Annotated in this window: 18 protein-coding genes; 8 read left to right on the top strand and 10 right to left on the bottom strand. The window is 44.9% G+C overall.

From position 1 onward, the window contains the following. Window positions 1-147: 147 nt before the first annotated feature. The gene (gene ppc / locus FTV13_RS11685; protein ID WP_166137404.1) at window positions 148-2,832 is read right to left on the bottom strand and encodes a phosphoenolpyruvate carboxylase; all 2,685 of its coding nucleotides are present in this window, start codon (window positions 2,830-2,832) and stop codon (window positions 148-150) included. Between the two features lie 150 nt (window positions 2,833-2,982). Beyond that, window positions 2,983-3,606 carry a TetR/AcrR family transcriptional regulator gene (locus FTV13_RS11680; RefSeq protein ID WP_180012127.1) on the bottom strand — a complete coding sequence of 208 codons (624 nt, stop codon included), beginning with the start codon at window positions 3,604-3,606 and terminating at the stop codon, window positions 2,983-2,985. Between the two features lie 148 nt (window positions 3,607-3,754). Between FTV13_RS11680 and FTV13_RS11675 the strand changes: the two genes are divergently transcribed. The 4 genes from FTV13_RS11675 to dnaJ all read left to right on the top strand — a co-directional run bounded on the left by FTV13_RS11675 (window position 3,755) and on the right by dnaJ (window position 9,725). Further along, window positions 3,755-4,858 carry an efflux RND transporter periplasmic adaptor subunit gene (locus FTV13_RS11675; protein WP_180012125.1) on the top strand — a complete coding sequence of 368 codons (1,104 nt, stop codon included), beginning with the start codon at window positions 3,755-3,757 and terminating at the stop codon, window positions 4,856-4,858. Window positions 4,859-4,860: 2 nt separating this feature from the next. Beyond that, window positions 4,861-7,998, top strand: a complete 3,138-nt coding sequence (locus tag FTV13_RS11670; protein ID WP_180012123.1) for an efflux RND transporter permease subunit — start codon at window positions 4,861-4,863, stop codon at window positions 7,996-7,998. 130 nt (window positions 7,999-8,128) lie between these two features. Continuing rightward, window positions 8,129-8,506 (top strand): hypothetical protein, encoded by a 378-nt coding sequence (locus tag FTV13_RS11665; RefSeq protein ID WP_104426832.1) that lies wholly within the window; start codon window positions 8,129-8,131, stop codon window positions 8,504-8,506. A gap of 103 nt (window positions 8,507-8,609) precedes the next feature. Beyond that, window positions 8,610-9,725 carry a molecular chaperone DnaJ gene (dnaJ, locus tag FTV13_RS11660; RefSeq protein ID WP_034703346.1) on the top strand — a complete coding sequence of 372 codons (1,116 nt, stop codon included), beginning with the start codon at window positions 8,610-8,612 and terminating at the stop codon, window positions 9,723-9,725. A gap of 171 nt (window positions 9,726-9,896) precedes the next feature. On the opposite strand, the gene FTV13_RS11655 is transcribed toward dnaJ, so the two are convergent. After that, window positions 9,897-10,067: a hypothetical protein gene (locus tag FTV13_RS11655; protein ID WP_171505624.1), complete on the bottom strand. Its 171-nt coding sequence runs from the start codon at window positions 10,065-10,067 to the stop codon at window positions 9,897-9,899. 854 nt (window positions 10,068-10,921) lie between these two features. Here FTV13_RS11655 and FTV13_RS11650 point away from each other — a divergent pair. From FTV13_RS11650 to FTV13_RS11640, 3 genes are all read left to right on the top strand, one after another. Next, window positions 10,922-11,119, top strand: a complete 198-nt coding sequence (locus FTV13_RS11650; RefSeq protein ID WP_104426834.1) for a hypothetical protein — start codon at window positions 10,922-10,924, stop codon at window positions 11,117-11,119. Between the two features lie 540 nt (window positions 11,120-11,659). Next, window positions 11,660-12,475, top strand: coding sequence for a 4-hydroxy-tetrahydrodipicolinate reductase (dapB, locus tag FTV13_RS11645; RefSeq protein WP_180012121.1), 816 nt, complete (start codon window positions 11,660-11,662; stop codon window positions 12,473-12,475). 63 nt (window positions 12,476-12,538) lie between these two features. Continuing rightward, window positions 12,539-13,183: an START domain-containing protein gene (locus tag FTV13_RS11640; RefSeq protein ID WP_175966481.1), complete on the top strand. Its 645-nt coding sequence runs from the start codon at window positions 12,539-12,541 to the stop codon at window positions 13,181-13,183. A 50-nt stretch (window positions 13,184-13,233) separates the two neighbouring features. On the opposite strand, the gene FTV13_RS11635 is transcribed toward FTV13_RS11640, so the two are convergent. Together FTV13_RS11635 and dkgB are read right to left on the bottom strand one after the other, a co-directional pair. After that, window positions 13,234-14,409 carry an MFS transporter gene (locus tag FTV13_RS11635; RefSeq protein WP_180012119.1) on the bottom strand — a complete coding sequence of 392 codons (1,176 nt, stop codon included), beginning with the start codon at window positions 14,407-14,409 and terminating at the stop codon, window positions 13,234-13,236. Between the two features lie 9 nt (window positions 14,410-14,418). Continuing rightward, window positions 14,419-15,225 carry a 2,5-didehydrogluconate reductase DkgB gene (gene dkgB / locus FTV13_RS11630; protein WP_180012117.1) on the bottom strand — a complete coding sequence of 269 codons (807 nt, stop codon included), beginning with the start codon at window positions 15,223-15,225 and terminating at the stop codon, window positions 14,419-14,421. 113 nt (window positions 15,226-15,338) lie between these two features. Here dkgB and FTV13_RS11625 point away from each other — a divergent pair, with 113 nt between their 5' ends. Beyond that, entirely contained in the window at window positions 15,339-16,229 is an 891-nt protein-coding gene (locus FTV13_RS11625) for a LysR family transcriptional regulator (protein ID WP_180012115.1), read from the top strand. Window positions 16,230-16,315: 86 nt separating this feature from the next. On the opposite strand, the gene FTV13_RS11620 is transcribed toward FTV13_RS11625, so the two are convergent. From FTV13_RS11620 to mutY, 5 genes are all read right to left on the bottom strand, one after another. Next, window positions 16,316-17,338: an NAD(P)-dependent alcohol dehydrogenase gene (locus FTV13_RS11620; RefSeq protein ID WP_166135373.1), complete on the bottom strand. Its 1,023-nt coding sequence runs from the start codon at window positions 17,336-17,338 to the stop codon at window positions 16,316-16,318. A 4-nt stretch (window positions 17,339-17,342) separates the two neighbouring features. Continuing rightward, window positions 17,343-17,924: a DNA-3-methyladenine glycosylase I gene (locus FTV13_RS11615; protein WP_180012113.1), complete on the bottom strand. Its 582-nt coding sequence runs from the start codon at window positions 17,922-17,924 to the stop codon at window positions 17,343-17,345. Window positions 17,925-17,947: 23 nt separating this feature from the next. Next, entirely contained in the window at window positions 17,948-18,193 is a 246-nt protein-coding gene (locus tag FTV13_RS11610; protein WP_004780440.1) for a hypothetical protein, read from the bottom strand. A 15-nt stretch (window positions 18,194-18,208) separates the two neighbouring features. Continuing rightward, window positions 18,209-18,712 carry a M23 family metallopeptidase gene (locus FTV13_RS11605; RefSeq protein WP_171431287.1) on the bottom strand — a complete coding sequence of 168 codons (504 nt, stop codon included), beginning with the start codon at window positions 18,710-18,712 and terminating at the stop codon, window positions 18,209-18,211. Window positions 18,713-18,802: 90 nt separating this feature from the next. After that, on the bottom strand, window positions 18,803-19,831 hold the full coding sequence (gene mutY, locus FTV13_RS11600) for an A/G-specific adenine glycosylase (protein ID WP_218946466.1): 1,029 nt from the start codon (window positions 19,829-19,831) through the stop codon (window positions 18,803-18,805). Window positions 19,832-19,920 lie beyond the last annotated feature (89 nt).

The raw sequence follows: 19,920 nt of genomic DNA, 5'->3' as shown, positions 1-19,920 counted from the left end.
TTAAATCAGTGGATTAATTCCCGGACAATTCATATTCAACTTCTATAAGTAATTTCAATTTGATATATAAATAAAGCTTTTTTTGGCTATTGACTGATCAATAAAAAAGCACATCGTGTAGATGTGCTTTAAATGGAAGGGAAAAAATCAACCGGTATTTCGTAAACCGGCGGCAATACCGGCAATACTCACCATTAGGGCATGATCGACTGGCGTGTGTTCAGCCTGCTGCTGTTCCAGATATAATCGACGACGTTTCATCAATTCGGCTTGCAGTAAATGGAGCGGTAACAGATAAGGTTTACGCACGGTCATGGACTGGTCCAAGACACCATTACTGCTCAGCAGTTTTGATTCATCTTTTAAAGTGAGTAGGGTCTGGATGGCATCTTGCAAGCGTTGACGCAGTTCCGTGCCGAGCTCTTTCAGGTCTTCATCCTGAGTCAGATGTGATTCGTAATAGAGCGCGACATTGCTGTCTGCTTTGGACAGCACCATTTCCAGCATATCAATTAAGGTCTGGAAATAAGGCCATTCGGTTAGCATCTCATCCAGAATTGTACGTTGCCCTTGATCCAGTACCTCATTTAATGCGGCACCGGTACCCAGCCAAGCCGGTAACATCAAACGGATCTGGGTCCAGGCGAAGACCCAGGGAATAGCACGCAAGGATTCAATTCCACCGCTGACCTTACGTTTGGCAGGACGTGAACCAAGCGGCAGCATTTGCAGTTCCAGTTCTGGGGTCACGGTACGCAGGTATTTTACGAAATGCGGATTTTCACGTACCGTCTGACGATAGACTTGTACTGATAGATCAGTCATTTTATGCATCAGATCACGCCATTCCGGTTTTGGTTCAGGTGGCGGTAATAAAGTCGCTTCCAGCGTCGCCGCTGTATAAATTTCCAGATTTTGTAGTGCGATTTCTTCCAGACCGAATTTAAAGCGGATCATTTCACCCTGTTCAGTCACCCGAATAGCGCCTGAAATAGAGCCTGGTGGTTGCGAGAACAAGGCTTGCTGGGTGGGTGCACCGCCGCGGCTGATCGAACCGCCACGACCATGGAACAGGGTCAGCTGGATACCATGCTGTTTAGCAACTGCGGTCAGTTCTTCCTGCGCACGGTACTGTGCCCAGTTGGCTGACATAAAGCCGGCATCTTTGGCCGAATCCGAATAACCAATCATGACTTCATGCTTACCCTGAATATGCTGTTTGTACCAGTGCATATTAAAGAGTGTCGACATGGTGTCAGCAGCGCCGTCGAGATCTTTTAAGGTTTCAAATAAAGGTACTACCCGTAAAGGCTGTTTAATCCCAGCTTCTTTTTGCAGCAGCAAGACAGCCAGCACATCACTTGGGTATTCGGCCATGGAAATAATATAGGCACCCAGAGACTCACTTGGCTGTTCGGCCAATGTGCGCATGGTGGTAAACACTTCCTGCACATCCGGATGTTCAATCAGGCTACCCGCTGGTTCATTCAGGTGTTTAGGTAGTAGAGGCCGTTTACTTTGCAGTTCCTGCAACAGGAAGTTTTGACGGGCCTGTTCAGTCCAGGTTTCAAAATTACCCAGACCCAGATATTCAGTAATGGCTGAAATGGCCTGACGATGACGACCAGATTCCTGGCGAATATCCAGTTTGAGAAGTTCAATGCCGAAACAGTTCACCCGGTAAATCAGGTCCAGCAGACTGCTATTGGCAAGTTCTGCCAGATTGCACGCCATCAATGAGCGATAGCAGGTCAGTAAAGGTTTTAATAACTCATCTTTACTTTTAATCACCCGACTATCATCCGCATCTTTGCCATGCAGTTTTTCAGCCAGCCAGGCACGGGTGATTTTTAGACGTTCACGGATATCGCGTAAATATTCACGGTAGGGTTCAGGATGTTGATGGCCTAACGCCTGTGTAATTTCATCGCTGCATTGCTGAATAGAAAGTTCCCAGCGCAGGTTTTCAATATCACGCAGATACAGATCAGCTGCTTTCCAGCGCGACAACCACAATACTTCCTGAGTCACATTATGCGTCACATTCGGGTTGCCATCCCGGTCACCCCCCATCCAGGAAGCGAAACGTACCGGAGCAACATCTAGTGGCAAAGTCTGGCCACATTGTTCCTCAACCATGCCGTTCAGCTCACGGATGAATTTAGGAACCGCATTCCAGAGGGTCTGTTCGATTGTCGTAAAGCCCCATTTGGCTTCATCCACCGGGGTTGGGCGATGTTGACGGATTTCATCAGTTTGCCAGGCAGAACTGATGAGCTGTTTTAAGTCAGCCAAAACTGTCTGACGTTCACGTGGGGTCAGTTTCTGCTGGTCAAATTTGGACAGGGCATTATTGATGCCATCATATTTTTGGATCAGGGTGCGTCGACTGACTTCTGTTGGATGTGCGGTCAGCACCAGTTCAATCTTTAATTCACAGATTTGCTGATATAAGGTTTCTGCAGAAATTTCTTGCTGTTTGAATTTTTCAAATAAAGGAACCAGAGGATTTGGAGATTCTGTAGTTTCCTCAAATTCGCTTTGACGGCGACGACGTACCACATGGTACTGTTCGGCAATATTGGCAAAGTTTAAGAAATGGGTGAAGGCACGGGTCAATGGCAGGATTTCATGATCTTCTAAAGTCAGGAATAATTGTTCCAGCTGTTTTTCTGCTTCCACCTGTCCATCGCGAGCGCCTTTCGATAAGGCCCGAATTTGCTCGACCTGATTAAACAAATCTTGCCCCGCATGTAACTTCAGGGTTTCTCCCAGCAAATTACCCAGTAAACGTACGTCTTCGCGTAGAGGTGCATCAATCTGTTGAACCATTTTTTATATCCCTCCGATTCTTCCTTTGACTATACCCCGACTGCATGACAATCCAAGTCTTTTGCAGACAAAAGTTGAATATCATTTGTTGATAATTGGATGAATTTTAGTCCTTACGCTGTTGCAAGGATCAGGCCAGATAGAAGAAATTTAACGGGAAATTGCATATTTCAGCATAAAGATCTCGATGGCCTGCTGAATGATCTGATGGCGTTGCTGCATGTCAGGTAACGGGCTTAAATCCAGTAAGACTTTGTGATGTCGCATACCTAACAGTAAGGACACCATCAGTTCGGTCTGATGCTGCGGATCATCAGTCTGGATAAATTGATGTTGCTGCGCCTGCTCAAAGAAATCATGCCAGGCCTGATTCAGCTTGATATGTGAGGCTGTATAAAAACGTTCCGCCAACGGATTTTTTTCATAGGCCAGTTGCATGATGAGCAGGTCCAGTTTGAGAGCTTCCGGCAGATTGGCAATATTGAATGAGCGCAGACAGATCTGATATAGCTCCTGCTGAAAATCACTATCAGGCTGCAGAACTTTAGGAGATTCCTGCAAAATTGCCTCACAGGTTTCTTCAACCGCACAGCTAAACAGCGTGGCCTTATCCTGAAAATGATTATAGACAGTGAGTTTGGTCACCCCGGCTTCCAGCGCAATCTGGTTCATGCTGGAACCATGATAACCATGCTGTAAAAACAGCTGTTTCGCTGCGTTCAGAATACGCTGGCGTTTCTCCAGATCCTTGGGCCGTCCAACCGGTATTTGCACAATTTCATCCAAAAAAAATCAATATGGTCATTGTTTTAACTGCAGAATCCTAATTAGTGTACCGGGTGGTATATTAATTAAAAAATAAGCAATTTATATATCTACCTATTTTGCCCTAAAAATGATGATTAGATAAGAGCGAACAATAATGAGCACGATACAGAGCGCACTGGCTGGTATGATCGTCCTATGCAGTATGGCTTTCTCAGGATGTAGCAAGGACAGCGCTGCAGCAGAACAGGAAGTTCCATTTGTCATGGTGACCACACCGAAAACTTCACATCAGGAATTGAAAAGCTATGCCGGTGATGTCCAGGCACATCAGCAAACAGCACTGGCATTCCGGGTAGGCGGGCAGGTCACCCAGCGCTTTGTCGATGTGGGCGATCAGGTAAAAGTGGGGCAGGTCTTGGCGACCCTAGATGTGAAAGATGCTCAACTTCAATTAAATGCAGCACGTGCCCAGCTGGAAAGTGCCCAATCGGCCAGTAAAATTGCTCAGGATGAATTACAGCGTTTCAAGCAGCTGTTACCAACCAATGCCGTGAGCCGTTCACAATATGATGTGATTGAAAATCAATACAAGGCAGCCGCGTCAAATCTGAAACAGGCCCAGTCTAATTATGATACGGCCAAAAACCAGACCGCTTATAACCAGCTCATTGCCAATAAAAATGGAGTGATTACTGCACGCAATATCGAAATTGGTCAGGTCGTTGCAGCAGGGCAGGCCGCCTTTGAACTGGCGATAGCCGGTGAGCGTGAAGTTGTGATTGGGGTTCCTGAACAGGCAATTTCCAAAATTAAAACTGGTCAGCCGGCCTGGGTTACTTTATGGTCCAAACCGAATGAAAAATTTGCTGCCTTTGTTCGTGAGATTTCACCAGCAGCAGATCAATCGCGTACCTTCCGGGTGAAAGTGGCTTTACGCGAAGGGAACAGCCAGATTCAGCTTGGTCAGAGTGCCCGGGTATTCTTCCAGAACAGTCAGGACAATGTCCTTAGCGTTCCTTTATCCAGCGTTTCAGCGACCGATCAGCAGGCCTATGTGATGGTAGTCAAGCCGGATCATACCATCCGCAAAGTGCCGGTTCAGCTGGGTGCTTATGGCCGTGATTCTGTACCAGTTCTCAGTGGGTTAAAGGCTGATGATTATGTGGTGATTGGTGGGGTGCATCTGCTGCGTGACCAGCAAAAAATCAATCCGATTGACCGTGAAAACCGTAGTGTGAAAATTCAGGCAGGGAGTTAAATATGAACTTTAACCTGTCTGAATGGGCCTTAAAGAATAAAGGTCTGGTACTGTATTTCATGATCCTGCTCGGTTTGGTGGGCATCGTATCCTATTCCAAACTGTCACAAAGTGAGGATCCGCCGTTTACCTTTAAGGTGATGGTAATCCAGACCTACTGGCCGGGTGCCAGTGCTAAAGAAATGTCCTTACAGGTCACCGACCGGATTGAAAAAGAGTTGATGACTACCGGACAGTATGACCGGATCATGGCCTATTCCCGTCCGGGGGAATCCATGGTGACTTTTATTGCCAAGGATTCCTTGGCTTCCAAGGATGTCGCGGATGTCTGGTATAACGTCCGTAAGAAAATCAATGATATTCGGCATGAATTGCCGCAAGGCGTACAAGGTCCATTCTTCAATGATGAGTTCGGCGATACCTTTGGTAACATCTATGTCATTAAAGGCAATGACTTTGATTATGCGACGCTTAAAGAATATGCAGACCGTTTACAGTTACAGTTGCAACGGGTCAAGGATGTTGCCAAAGTTGAACTGATTGGACTCCAAGACCAGAAAATTTGGATCGAAATCTCCAACACCAAAGCCACCCAGTTGGGTATTCCAGTGACTGCCATTCAGCAGGCACTGCAGCAGCAAAATGCCATGACTCAGGCGGGCTTTTTTGAAACCCGTTCTGACCGGATTCAGGTGCGGGTCAGTGGTGCGCTGAATAATGTCGAAGAACTGCAGCAACTACCTTTACTGGTGAATGGCAAGACCATCCAGCTTGGTGATGTGGCGGAGGTTTATCGCGGCTTTACCGATCCGGCACAACCGCGTATGCGCTTTATGGGCGAAAATGGCATCGGTATTGCCGTATCGATGCGTAAAGGCGGTGACATCATTGCCTTGGGTAAAAATCTGGAACAGGAATTTGCCCGTTTGCAGAAAACTTTGCCTTTAGGAATGGATCTGCAAAAAGTTTCAGATCAGCCGGTAGCGGTGAAACGCAGTATTAATGAATTTATGAAAGTTCTGGCCGAGGCCGTGATTATTGTTCTCTTGGTGAGTTTTTTCTCACTCGGTTTTCGTACCGGTCTGGTGGTGGCGTTCTCGATTCCACTGGTACTGGCGATGACCTTTGCCGGGATGCAACTGTTTGATGTTGGTCTGCATAAGATTTCTCTGGGTGCCCTGATTCTGGCACTTGGCCTTCTAGTGGATGACGCAATCATTGCCATTGAAATGATGGCAATCAAAATGGAGCAGGGTTTTAGCCGCTTACAGGCGGCAGGTCATGCCTGGCGGACGACTGCTTTTCCAATGCTGACCGGAACACTGATTACTGCTGCCGGTTTCCTGCCGATTGCGACAGCAGCATCCAGTACCGGGGAATATACCCGCTCGATTTTCCAGGTGGTGACGCTGGCGTTATTAGTATCTTGGATTGCCGCAGTTCTGTTTGTGCCTTATCTGGGTGACAAACTCCTGCCAGATTTCAATAAAGATCTGGTGCAGAGAGCACCATGGTATCAACGTCTCTGGGCGCGTTTAGGCAAACGCCCTGAACCGGAGCCGCTGGTGCATCATGCCGGTGAACATCATGATCCTTATCAAACCAAGTTCTATCAGGGCTTTCGCCGTTGGGTGAATATCTGTGTTACCTACCGTAAAACGGTCATCGCGGCGACTGTCGGGATTTTTGTGCTATCCATTTTGATGTTTAATCTGGTGCCAAAACAATTCTTCCCGCCATCGAACCGTGCCGAAATTCTGGTAGATCTGAAACTGGAAGAGGGCGCTTCATTAAAAGCGACTGAGGCTGCGGTGAAAAAAGTTGAAAACTTCCTGTCCAAACAGGAGGGGATTGATAACTATGTGGTCTATGTCGGTACCGGCTCACCGCGTTTCTATTTGCCATTAGACCAGCAATTGCCGCAAGCCAGCTTTGCCCAGTTTGTGGTATTGGCTTCATCACTTGAAGACCGCAATGAAATCCGTAAATCCTTAAGCGACCAGATTCGGGTGCTGTTACCAGAAGCCCGTACCCGCGTATCTCTGCTGGAAAATGGCCCACCCGTCGGCTATCCATTACAGTTCCGAGTATCGGGTGAAGACCTGGGATTAGTCCGTCAATGGGCACAGAAAGTTGCAGCAACGGTCGGAGATAATCCGAATACTACCAATGTGCATCTGGACTGGGGCGAGCCAAGTAAAGTGATTAAACTGGATATCGATCAGGATCGTGCCCGTCAGTTGGGAGTAAGCAGTAGCGATTTGGCCAATTTCCTGAATAGCTCAATTTCTGGAACTGCGATTGATCAGTACCGTGAGAAACGTGAGCTGATTGAGATCCGCTTACGGGGTGATCAGGCTGAACGTGTCGATGTCGGTTCACTGAGTAGTCTGGCAGTACCGACCACGAATGGGAGTTCAGTTCCTCTGGCCCAGATTGCCAAGATCGAATATAGCTTTGAAGAAGGCCTGATCTGGCATCGGAATCGCTTGCCGACCATTACCGTAAGGGCTGATATCCGGACACAACTGCAACCGGCAACCGTGGTCAACGAGCTGAAAGATCAACTTGAGCAGCTCAGATCAGAAATGCCAAGTAGCTATCTGATTGAAGTAGGCGGAACAGTCGAAGAATCTGCGCGTGGGCAGAATTCAGTAAATGCGGGTATGCCTTTATTTTTAGCGGTGGTGATGACTTTGCTGATGATCCAGCTTAGAAGTATTTCACGTGCCTTTATTGTCTTCCTAACGGCGCCATTGGGCATTATTGGCGTGGTCTTATTCCTGTTAATTTTCAATAAACCTTTTGGCTTTGTGGCCATGCTAGGCACGATTGCTTTGTCAGGCATGATCATGCGTAACTCGTTGATTCTCATTGACCAGATTGAACAGGATATTCAGGCCGGTGAGTCGCAATGGAATGCAATTATCAATGCCACAGTGCGCCGTTGCCGTCCGATTGTCCTGACTGCACTGGCTGCCGTTCTGGCCATGATTCCTTTATCCAGAAGCATTTTCTTCGGACCAATGGCGGTTGCCATTATGGGAGGATTGATCGTGGCAACGCTATTAACACTGTTTTTCCTGCCAGCCTTATATGCACAATGGTTTAAAGTGAAAAAAAGTTTAAATTCTGTTTAAATTTGTCATAATTTCAGGTGCGAAATATTGAAAATTTCAATATAGTAGTACCTGATTTTTTAATAATTCAAAAAAGACATACTGCTGCGGAACTCGCTTGTGCTGGGCCGCACACTAAGGTTGACTAAACATGACTCAAGACACACTCACCAAGATGCGACGTTCCGTGGCGATGGCTTATGTCTTCATGTTTTTTGCTTTGTTTACAGTGGTAAGCGGCATATTCGCCTACTGGTATGCACGTAAGGTGACCCAGATTGATTATGCTGAAGTCTGGTTACAGGCACAGGCACTCTGGATCATGCGTAATATTGTAATTTATTCAGTACTCGCGATTTTTGCAGCGCTCTGGTTCATTCCATTATTTTTCTTCGCCTGGGATAGCCAGCTTTGGGTGAAAGCCTGCACAGTCGCAGGTGTAGTATTCAGCTTTATTGCCATTATTTTCCTCATTAATGCCTGGTTCAAAGGTATCTTCAAATTTTCTCAAAACAAAGCCGTATTCTAAGCTTTCAATTTTTTTTCAGAATTCCCCTTGTAAAGCTGGGTTTAACCCCAATTTTAGACCACAGTCAATATTAAATAGAATTCCGTGAGGAGCATCGCCAGACATGGCTAAACGTGATTATTATGAGGTTTTGGGCGTCTCTAAAACCGCTAGTGATGATGAAATTAAAAAAGCCTACCGTAAGTTGGCGATGAAATATCATCCAGACCGTAACCCGGACAATCCTGAAGCTGAAGAGAAGTTTAAAGAAGCTTCAGAAGCGTATGAAGTTCTGTCAGACAGCGAAAAACGCAGCATGTACGACCGTATGGGCCATCAAGCCTTTGAAGGTGGTATGGGCGGTGGTGCTGGCGGCTTCGGTGGTTTCAGTGCGGAAGATATTTTCAGCCAGTTTGGGGATATTTTCGGTGGAGCCTTTGGTGGGGGGGGCCGTGGCCAGCAACGTCAACGCCGTGGTTCAGACTTACGCTATGTGATGGAATTGACGCTTGAAGAAGCAGTCAAAGGCGTTAAGAAAACCATTACTTTTACTGCACCAGCACCATGTGACGCCTGTGATGGTAAAGGTTCTAAAAATCCGAACGATGTTGAAACCTGTCCAACCTGTCATGGTGCCGGCCAAGTACGTATGCAGCAAGGTTTCTTCTCGGTACAGCAAACCTGTAGTACCTGTCGTGGCCAGGGCAAGATCATTAAGAACCCATGTAATAAATGTCATGGATCAGGTGTATCTGACCGTCAGCAAACCCTAGAAGTTACTATCCCAGCCGGGGTGGACAATGGCGACCGCGTACGCTTGACTGGTAAAGGTGAAGCGATTCGTGATGGCCAATCAGGTGATCTATACGTTGAAGTCGTGGTACGTGAACACGAAATCTTCCAGCGTGACGGTGCAGATCTGTATATGGATGTGCCAATTTCAATTGCGGATGCAGCTTTGGGTAAAGAAGTTCAGATTCCGACATTAGATGGTCGTGTCAGCCTGAAAATTCCTGAAGGTACGCAAACCGGTAAACTGTTCCGCCTACGTGGTAAGGGCGTGAAACCAGTACGTTCAACCATGCAAGGTGATCTGCTTTGCCGTGTTGTTGTAGAAACACCAGTGAACCTGACTGCACGTCAACGTGAACTGTTGAAAGAGTTGCAAGCGACCATGGAAGATGAGGGCAGCCAGTCTTCTCCAAAGAAAAAATCTTTCTTTGATCGGTTGTTTGACTGATCTGGATAGATAAAAAAGGACGCTCAGGCGTCCTTTTTTATAGCTTAAATTCGGAAAAGATGTATAAGTTAATTATTAGATAAAAATAATGAGAAAATTATTCTTTTAATGATATTGGCTTTTTAAGAAGGATTTATACCCCTCACGCAGAGAAATATAAATCCTGTCATATTATTGAGCTTCAGTTGCTTGAGCTTCGCTTGCAGGTGCTTCAGCAGCTTGAACTTCAGACGCAGCTGTTTCAGTTGCAGCAGGAGCTGTTTGTGCTACTTCTTCAGCAGCAAAAGTTTGTGATGCAGCAATTAACGCTACCCCGGCAAAAGTTAATTGAACTAATTTCATATAAATTTCCTTGTATTAAAAATAGTGTACTACTCAGTACACTTGGCAAAAATGTTGACATAAAATGTAAATATTGATGTTTTTTTGTGTGTACTTATGTTTACTAATGTAGTTTGATGTTATTTAAATAACTGAAATATAAGATTAATCATTAATCTCATAAAATTGAGCAAGTGGCAAAATATATAAGAAAATGGATTTGTTAATGTGATGTATGTCACATATTTGCACATTTAAAGGATGAAATTTAATTTAAATACTAAAAGAAAAACCCCAGCATCCTGCCGGGGTTTTTCGTATGGGTTCGCTCAGTATAACTCCTGTCGTACCTTACTGTCCTTCTGCTGATCTATTGTTATTCTTGTTTGGAACTTCCTGTTCCTGATGAATTCATCATAGGAAACTTCCAGTATTCTGGATAGCAGCAAAAGGCCGAGATTGATGTGAGCCAAAGCGTACAAAGAGTCTGGTTTTACCTTTGCCAGATAGAAAAAATACTTTGTCTTTTAAGACCTCATCATCAGGATATGAAAATCCTGAATTAATGATCTCTCTATTCATTTGACTAATAAAATATTATGAATAATCTGAAATATTAAAAGAATTGTTACAAAAACTGGTTCCTATTAAATTTTTAGCAAACATGAGATTATTAAGAAATTGATATATAAAATTAATTTTTAGGCCGACAATCTTGCTAAATAAGAATGATTTAGACGGTTATTTAATCTGTCAATTCCTCAAAACTTGCAGAACTTTTTCTAATTTGTAATCCTTGCGACCAAGGGTGTCTAGCTGAGCTAAGGCAGGTATTTGTTGTAGTCGGGCCGCTACAACTGATAACAGGTGCCTGTATGTTTAATTTAAAGATTTTTAATAAGATCTCTACCGAAGTTTTGACCTTAAAAAATGACCTGGAGCTGAATTCCGAGATTCAACTCATCACTAAATATAAAACATCTATTTGTGAAGATTATAAAAAAGCGATTATTTTGATCTTTAAAGAACGTGGATATACCAGCTTGGAAGTTGGTCAACTACTTGATGCTTGATCCTTAAACATTCCTAAATTTAAAAAAGTATGGATTTATACTTTCATTTACTCAAACAATCCATCGCGCTTCATCTAAAATAATGCCATGCGCTAAAGGCATATGCCTCAGTACGCGATAATGGGTATTTAATTCAATAATATCAGTAATACTTATATTGCTGAGGTGGTCAAATTGGAGTTTCAATATATTTCCCTTAAATACAAATAATCTGAATATGAAAAATCAAGATCATACGTACCATGGAAAAATATTTTTTATCTTATTAAATTCAATTATTTAAAATTAAAATCTAATTCTTATTAACTAGAATTTTTCTTTAAATGAGTTTATCTCTGACTAACTATTTAATCATTATTCCTCTAATGGAATTATTTTTCTTTTTACTCGTCCATAAACTATTGTTGATATGGACTGCATATCAAAATCCCTCATGACCTTCTTTAATTCTTTTCATTGATTTTTATGCGATCAATCTTAGTGTTATGAGCGAGTTTTGCTATAGTAAGAGCAATTTCGAATCAACATCAGGACTATGTTATGTCAGCGACACCACGCATTGGGATTTTAGGTGCAGGCGGCCGTATGGGACGCATCCTTATTCAGGCGGTGAAAGAAGCCGGTTACCAATTGGCAGCAGCTGTTGAGCGCCCTGAAAGCTCATTGATTGGCGCAGATGCCGGTGAACTGGCTGGTGTAGGGAGCCTGGGTGTAAAGGTTGTCGGCCATCTTGAAGAAGTAGTTAAAGACTGTGACGTAGTGATCGACTTTACTGCGCCTGCTGCGACGGTAAATCATCTTAAAATCTGCCGTGAAAATGGCGTTGCGATCGTGATTGGTACGACTGGTATGAATGACGAACAAAAAGCTTATCTGGATGAATCTGCAAAAGAAACTCCAGTGGTCTATGCAGCGAACTATTCGGTTGGTGTGAACGTTTCGATCAAACTGCTAGAACTTGCCTCTAAAGTCTTTGGTGATACGGTCGATATTGAAGTGATCGAAGCACATCACCGTCATAAGGTAGATGCGCCATCAGGTACAGCTCTTATGATGGGTGAAGCGATTGCTGGAGCACTGGGTCGTGATCTGAAAAAAGATGCGGTGTATCATCGTGAAGGGCATACGGGTCCTCGTGAACGTAAAAGCATTGGTTTTCAGACCATTCGTGGCGGTGATATTGTCGGTGAACATACTGCAATGTTTATTGGCGAAGGCGAGCGTGTTGAAATTACGCATAAAGCAACCAACCGTATGAACTTTGCAGCGGGTGCCGTACGTGCAGCAGCTTGGGTCGTTGGTCGTGATGCACGTAAATATGACATGAAGGATGTACTTGGTTTTAACGATATTTAAGTATAAATTTTCGTCAAAATCCTATATAAAAATAACTTAAAACTAAAATAAGATGACAATGGAATGAAGAAATTAATATTAATGGCGTGTGCTGTAGCCTTTGCCGCTACAGCACAGTCGACCTCTGTGCAGAATGCCAAGCTCAGCATTAATAAAAATAATATTAAAGTCTGGACCTATCAGGATGAGCGTAATCCCGTTTTTCTCTATAAAGCCGAAACCACCTACAATGTCCCGATTGAGAATGCCGTTTCTCTGATTCTGGATGTTGATCATGCAGTGAAATGGGTGCCTTATATGGGTAGTATCAAGGTGCTATCCCGTGATGATAAAAAAGGCGATTTCACCTTGTATATGGTGCTGGATTTTCCATTTCCTTTAAAAGATCGTGATTTGATCGTGCAAGGCAAAATGATCAAGGATGCCAATGGTCAGATCATCATCAAGAATAAAGCAATTCAGACTGGGTATGCCCTAAATCCGAATTATGTACGTTTGACTGATTATCAGGGAGACTGGACCTTCCAGAAACTGGCCAATAACAAGGTCAAGGTATCGACTTATGGTTATGCCAATCCTGAAGGTTCGATTCCTTTAACCTTTGTGAATATGTTTGTGCAGCAGCAGCCTTATCAGATGCTGCAAAAGATGAAAACCGAACTGGCTAAACCTGTGACAACGCCTGTGTTACCTGAAGCTTTACGCTAAATAGCCAATAAAAAAGTCCGCATCAGGCGGACTTTTTGATGAAGGAAATTTTAAGAGCATTGCTGCGCAGGAGTCTCTTGCTGTGGAACCAGTTTCATTTGAATCACGACCAGAAGCAAAGCAACAGCACTGAGCCCAGCACCGGCAAATGAAACCGCACTATAGCTAAGTCCCAGATTTAGCACACTGGCACCCGCAATCGCACCCAAAGCATTCCCGAGGTTAAAGGCACCAATATTTACTGAAGAGGCCAGTCCAGGCGCATCATAAGCCACGGACATGACTCGCATCTGTAAAGGTGGGACCACGGCAAAGGCAGCAGCACCCCAGATGATTAATGCCAGACCTGCGCCAAGAGCCGTGCTTGCCAGAATCGGGAAGAGCAGCATCATCAGCATAAGCAAGATTAAAAAGCCAATCAGGGTTTTATCTAAGGATAGATCTGCAAACTTGCCACCCAGATGATTACCAATCGAGAAACCTACTCCAATCAGCACAAGCATTAGGGTAATTAATGCCGGTGAGGCTTGAGTAAAGCTTTGCAGACTTGGCGCAATATAAGTGTATAGGGCAAACATGGCCCCCGCACTCATCACGGTAGTCAATAAAGCTAAAACAACAGGCAGGCGGGTCAGGACTTGCAGCTCCTGCCTTACATCCGGTTTCTGACTGCTTTGGCCTTCTGGTAAGGCTTTCCATAGGGAGAACATGGTCAGCACACCAAGCAGGGAAATACCCAGAAAAGCCATACGCCAGCCGATATGTTGTCCTATCCAGGTTGCCAGTGGCACCCCGCCAATATTGGCAATGGTCAGGCCCATAAACATCATGGCTACAGCGCTGGCCTGTTTATCTTTCGGAACGACACTGGCCGCGACAACCGAACCAATCCCGAAGAAAGCACCATGGTTCAGGCTGGTAATGATGCGTGCCCCCATCAGCCCCAGATAATTAGGCGTTAATGTCGCCAGAATATTACCAATCGTAAAAATCGCCATCAGTAAAATGAGAGACTTACGTTTAGAATAACGGCTTAACCAGAGGGTCATTAGCGGTGCACCCAACATCACACCTAAAGCATAGGCACTGATTAGCATCCCGGCACGAGGAATCGAAATCTCCAGATCACGAGCGATTTCTGGCAGAAAACCCATAGGAGAGAATTCAGTGGTACCAATTGCAAAGGCGCCAACCGCCAGTGCAAGCAAAGGAAAATTAACTTTCATGGTTTCTGCTTAGTCCCAGAGGGGTGCCAGTTGTTCCGGATCAACTTCGCGGCCATTGCGCTCCAAGGTGCTGATCAAAGCCATTTCTTCTTGAGACAGTTGTATCTCCTGCGCTGCCAGATTGGCAAGCAGATGTTCACGTTTGGTTGAAGAAGGAATCACAGCAAAACCTTTTTGCAAGGCCCAAGCCAGTGCAATTTGTGCAGTCGAAGCCTGATGCTGTGCAGCAATTCCTTGCAGGACAGGATCATTCAGCACTTTGCCATAAGCTAGTGTCATATAAGAGGTGACATCAATCTTCTGAGATTGTAGGAAACTGACCAGACGCTGATTTTGCAGATAAGGACTCAGTTCAATCTGGTTAGTTGCGATATGCTCCAGACCAATCGTATCAATGGCTTGTTGGGTCAGCTCAATATTGAAATTGGACACACCGATATGCTCAGTCAGACCTTGCTGTTTGGCTTCTAATAAAGTCTGCATCAGCTCAGGAATTTGAACGCCTAAGCGAGGTGCAGGCCAGTGAATGAGCGTCAGATTAACTGCATCGGTACGCAATTTATGCAGACTCTCTTTGAGGCTTGGAATTAATTTGTCTGGTGCGTAATGATCTGTCCAGATTTTGGTGGTAATGAATAGCTCGTTACGATTAACTTGGCTTTCTGCAATAGCCTGACCCACTTCCGCTTCATTGGCATAAATCTGTGCCGTATCTACGGCGCGATAACCGACTTCCAGGGCTGTTTTGACTGAATCAATGACGGTCTGTCCAGACAGGCGAAAGGTACCGACACCAAATTGAGGAACAATATTCATAGCTTTAATCTTTAAGTATTTTCGATGTTGAGTATTTTGTGCTTTTTATTGTTGCGAAAAAATAGCTGAATTTGCAAAATATTATTGACCGAAAATCAATAAAAGAGTGACAAATGAAATCGACGATTGAAGAATTACAGGCTTTTGTCACTATTGTGGATAGTGGTTCTATTGTCATGGCGGCAGAGCGTTTGGGACAAACCACTTCGGGTGTCAGTCGGGCATTGCAACGTCTGGAAAATAAGTTAAATGTTACTCTTTTAGAAAGAACCACACGTAAGCTGAAACTGACTCAAGAAGGCCAGCTATTTCTAGAAAAGGCGCGCAAAATTCTCAATGATCTGGCAGAAGCTGAAGATGCCTTACTGAAATCAGATAGTGATACTTCAGGATTGATTCGGGTCGATTCAGCGACACCTTTTGTACTGCATGTAATCGTGCCGCTAATTCAGGAATTTATGCAGCGTTATCCCCACATCGAAATTGAACTAAATAATCATGATCAGGTGATTGATCTGCTGGAACATAAAACCGATGTCGCGATCCGCTTTGGAGAACTGCATGATTCCAGCCTGCATGCCAGATTATTATGCCGCAGTCGTTTGTATATTGTGGCCAGCCCTGAATATTTACAGCAAAAGGGCAGATCGCAATCAGTGGCAGATTTATCGGAGCACACTTTGCTGGGATTTAGTCAGCCTACGCATTTGAACACCTGGCCGATTCGGCTGGATGGCGAACCTATCATTGTAAAGCCAAAGATTAGAGCACCCAATGGGGAAACGGTTCGTCAATTGGCTTTATATGGGGTGGGTATTACTTGTCTGTCACGCTTTCTGGTCGAGGACGATTTGCAGGCGGGTCGTTTACAGGCGTTATTTGAAGACCAGATTGAGCTACATTATCAAAAAATTCATGCGGTCTATTACCGTCAGGAGCATCTGCCTAAACGGGTACATCTATTTATTGAATTTCTAGCTCAGAAGCTGGCTAAATATTTATAAACCAATTATTTGCAAATACAGCCAAAAAAAAATCTGTCCTAACATGATGCTAGGGCAGATCTAGATTTACTGATGATTGGTACAAATTAGAAATCGGCTTTCAGTACAATCCGGTAACGGGCTTTGCCTGAGTGCAGACGTTCAATCGCCGCATTAATTTCCGACATGGGGAACAGTTCAATCTGTGGCGCAATATTTTTACGTGCCGCAAATTTTAGTAATTGACGTAAAGCTGCTGGTGAACCTGTCGGCGAGCCAGTCACAGATTTAGCACCACCAATCAGTGAACCTGCAGAAATTTGCATGGGTTCCAATGGTAAGCCCAGCATATGTACAGTACCATTTGGTGCCAGTGTTGATAAATAAGCCTGCCAGTCTAGTGTGACATTGACAGTACTCATTAATAGGTCAAATTTACCACGAAGCGGTTTAAGCGCTGCTGGGTCACGACTATTCACTACATGGTCTGCACCCATAGCTTTCAGCTCATCGGTTTTATCCAGATTTGAAGTAAAGGCGGTAATTTCACAACCCCACGCTTTCAACAGCTTGATCGCCATATGTCCCAAACCGCCAATACCAATGACACCGACGTGGTGAATGGCCTGAATCTGATGTTTCAGAATCGGGTCAAATACAGTAATCCCGCCACAGAGCAGGGGGCCAGCACTTTCTGGGTCCAGATCTTCGGGTAAGGGAATTGCCCATTGCCAGCCAGCACGGACTTTATCTGCAAAACCGCCTGCATGACCGACGATGGTTGCAACCTGACCACCGGTACACAGCACTTGCTGGCCTGAAATACAAGGATCGCAATGTTGGCAGCTTTCCGCAGTCCAGCCAATACCGACACGTTGACCTACTTTTAGACCTTTGGCTTCAGAACCCAGTTGTGTAATGGTTCCAATGACTTCATGTCCGGCCACCACAGGATATACTGAAGATCCCCAGTCATTATTGAGTACTGAAATATCAGAATGGCATAGGCCGCAGTATTCAACTTTCACTTCGACCTGATGCGGCTGAAGTTCACCTGCATCAAATTGATAAGGTTCCAGAGCAGCACCGGCAGACATTGCGGCATAGGCTTGAATAGTATTAGTGGACATAGATTCAGCTCTTATTTGAATGGGAGGATATTGTTTTAAAGTGACAGTGATTTTCATGGTCATCGACCATGCCAACTGCCTGCATAAAGGCATAACAGATCGTAGGACCGACAAACTTAAAGCCTGCTTTTTTTAAGGCTTTGGACATGTTCTGGCTTTCAATGGTTTGTGCTGGAGCCTGACGATAATCTGCAACATCATTATTTAACCGGGGCTGCTGGGCAAAGGACCACAACCATGTGACCACATCAATTTCTTGAGATTTAAGCTGTTGCCAGGTCCGGGCATTATCACGAATCGCAGTTAGTTTACCGATATGCCGGATTAGACTAGCATCTTGCAGTTTTGCGGTGAGTTGCTCATCTGTAAAAGAAGCAATCGTTTCAATCGAATATTGAAAGAAATGTTTGCGATAAGATTCACGTTTTCTGAGTACGGTAATCCAGGCTAAACCGGCCTGTTGGCCTTCCAGACACAGCATTTCAAATAGGCGTTTTTCATCATGCAGCGCCTGTCCCCATTCCTGATCATGGTAAGCAGTATACAGAGAATCATCAGAGCACCAGCCACAGCGTTGGATCGTCAAGAGATGCTCCTTTTTTGATTATCTTATAATTTAAATGTCGTCCACTGATCTTGCTGATTGTCCCAGTAGGAGAGTTCTGCCTGCTGCAGATCACTGAACTGGATCCACATATCCTTACCACTTTTATCGGCATAACCAGTACTGATCAGAAGCGCCTCTTCGGTAATTTCCATGATCCAGCCCTGATAGGTCTGGCCATTGAGCACGATTTTCTGTTGATTGCCTGATTCAGCAAATTCGACCAGACGGTTGATCAACGCTTCTGACATGTAAACTTCCTAAAATTAACGTAAATATGGATAAGGGTTAACAACACCACGGCCCTTACCATTTAAATAGAGACCATAATGCAGATGTGGCGCAGTATGCCGGGCATTGCCAGTATTACCGACATAACCAATGACATCGCCCTTTTTGACATAGTCACCAACTTTCAGGCCACGCTTATGACCATCCAGATGTGCATAATAATGCCAGGCACCACCTGGACCCAGAATCCAGACTACTTTACCACCCAAATTGTTATTCCGTAAATCCGCGATCAGACCAGGCGTCGCACTACGAACCTTGGTTCCACGTGGAGCCAGAATATCAATGCCCTCATGCAAACGGCCACTACTACGCGAAGCTCCCCAAGTATCTTTCAATTCACGAGCCTGAACCCGATCTACCGGAATCGGCAGAGAAGAGGGCATACGCATATGATTCAGTTTTTTGACCAGTGCCGGATTAAGCTGAACCGCAGAAGGATGTTTCGGTGCGCTACTACACGCCACCAGAAATAACATCACCAAAGAAAGCCCGACAAACGCAAGAGAATGGCGCAAAATATTTATCCTTAAATGAGGCCAATATGATTCTTCTTGTTCCAGACTATGTCATAAATTTACGGTAGAAATCAATTTTTTCATGGCGGTTGGAATACCTGCATTGACCGCAGTTTCCGGGTTCATCCAGAAGCCCTGTAACTCAATCGCCAGATGTTCCTGCTGATCTGCATCGACTGCAAAAACCATGGCTTCAAGCTGCCAGGTAAAATGGGTGAAACTGTGGCTGATCTGGGCCTTTTGTACGAGATTTTTCAGACCGAGTTGCTGGCACAATTGTTCAAATGTATGAGTGTCTTCAATAATTGGCAGACACCAAAGCCCGCCCCAAAGACCACTATTAGGACGTTGCTGCCATAGCCATTCATCACCTGACTGGATCAACAGCACTTGAGCTGCTTTGACCGGTACCGGCTTTTTGGCTTTTTTAAAGGGCAATTCATTTTCCAGACCCTGTTGATGTGCCTTGCAATGTTGCTGCATTGGACAATACAGGCATAAAGGCTTTTTCGGAGTACAGACGGTCGCACCGAGATCCATAATCGCCTGGGTATAGTCATGATTCCGTTCAACCGGGCAAAGCTGTTCAGCAAGCTCCCACAAGGCACGTTCATGAACCGGTTTAGACAGATCATCTTCGATCGCAAAAAATCGTGCCAGCACCCGTTTGACATTACCATCCATGATCACGCCGTACTGACGTAAACCCAAAGACATTAAGGCTCCCGCGGTTGAGCGGCCAATGCCGGGCAGAGCGATCCATTCTTCCAGGCTCGTCGGGAAATGCCCCTGCCTTGCTACAATACCGGCTGCCTTATGCAAATTGCGGGCACGAGCATAATAGCCCAGCCCAGCCCAATAGGGTGCGACTTCATCCCAAGAAGCTGTACCTAAGTCCTGTACTGTCGGAAAACGTTGAATAAACCGCTCAAAATATTGCAGCACGGTTTTGACCTGAGTCTGCTGTAGCATGATTTCAGAGACCCAGACCTTATAGGGATCATCAGCCACTTGCCACGGCAAATCATGACGGCCATGCACATCAAACCATTCTAAAAGGGCATCTGAAAATACAAACATGAAGATAGAACAAACTGGAAAACGAGGCCTAGTATAACTGAAGAGACCCAGCTAAAAGATGAAAAGTCTGCTAAAACAGCAAGACTGAA

Origin of the sequence: Acinetobacter sp. YH12235, assembly GCF_013417705.1 — a bacterium.
Classification (GTDB): Bacteria; Pseudomonadota; Gammaproteobacteria; order Pseudomonadales; family Moraxellaceae; genus Acinetobacter.
This window is presented reverse-complemented; position numbering and strand designations above follow the sequence as displayed.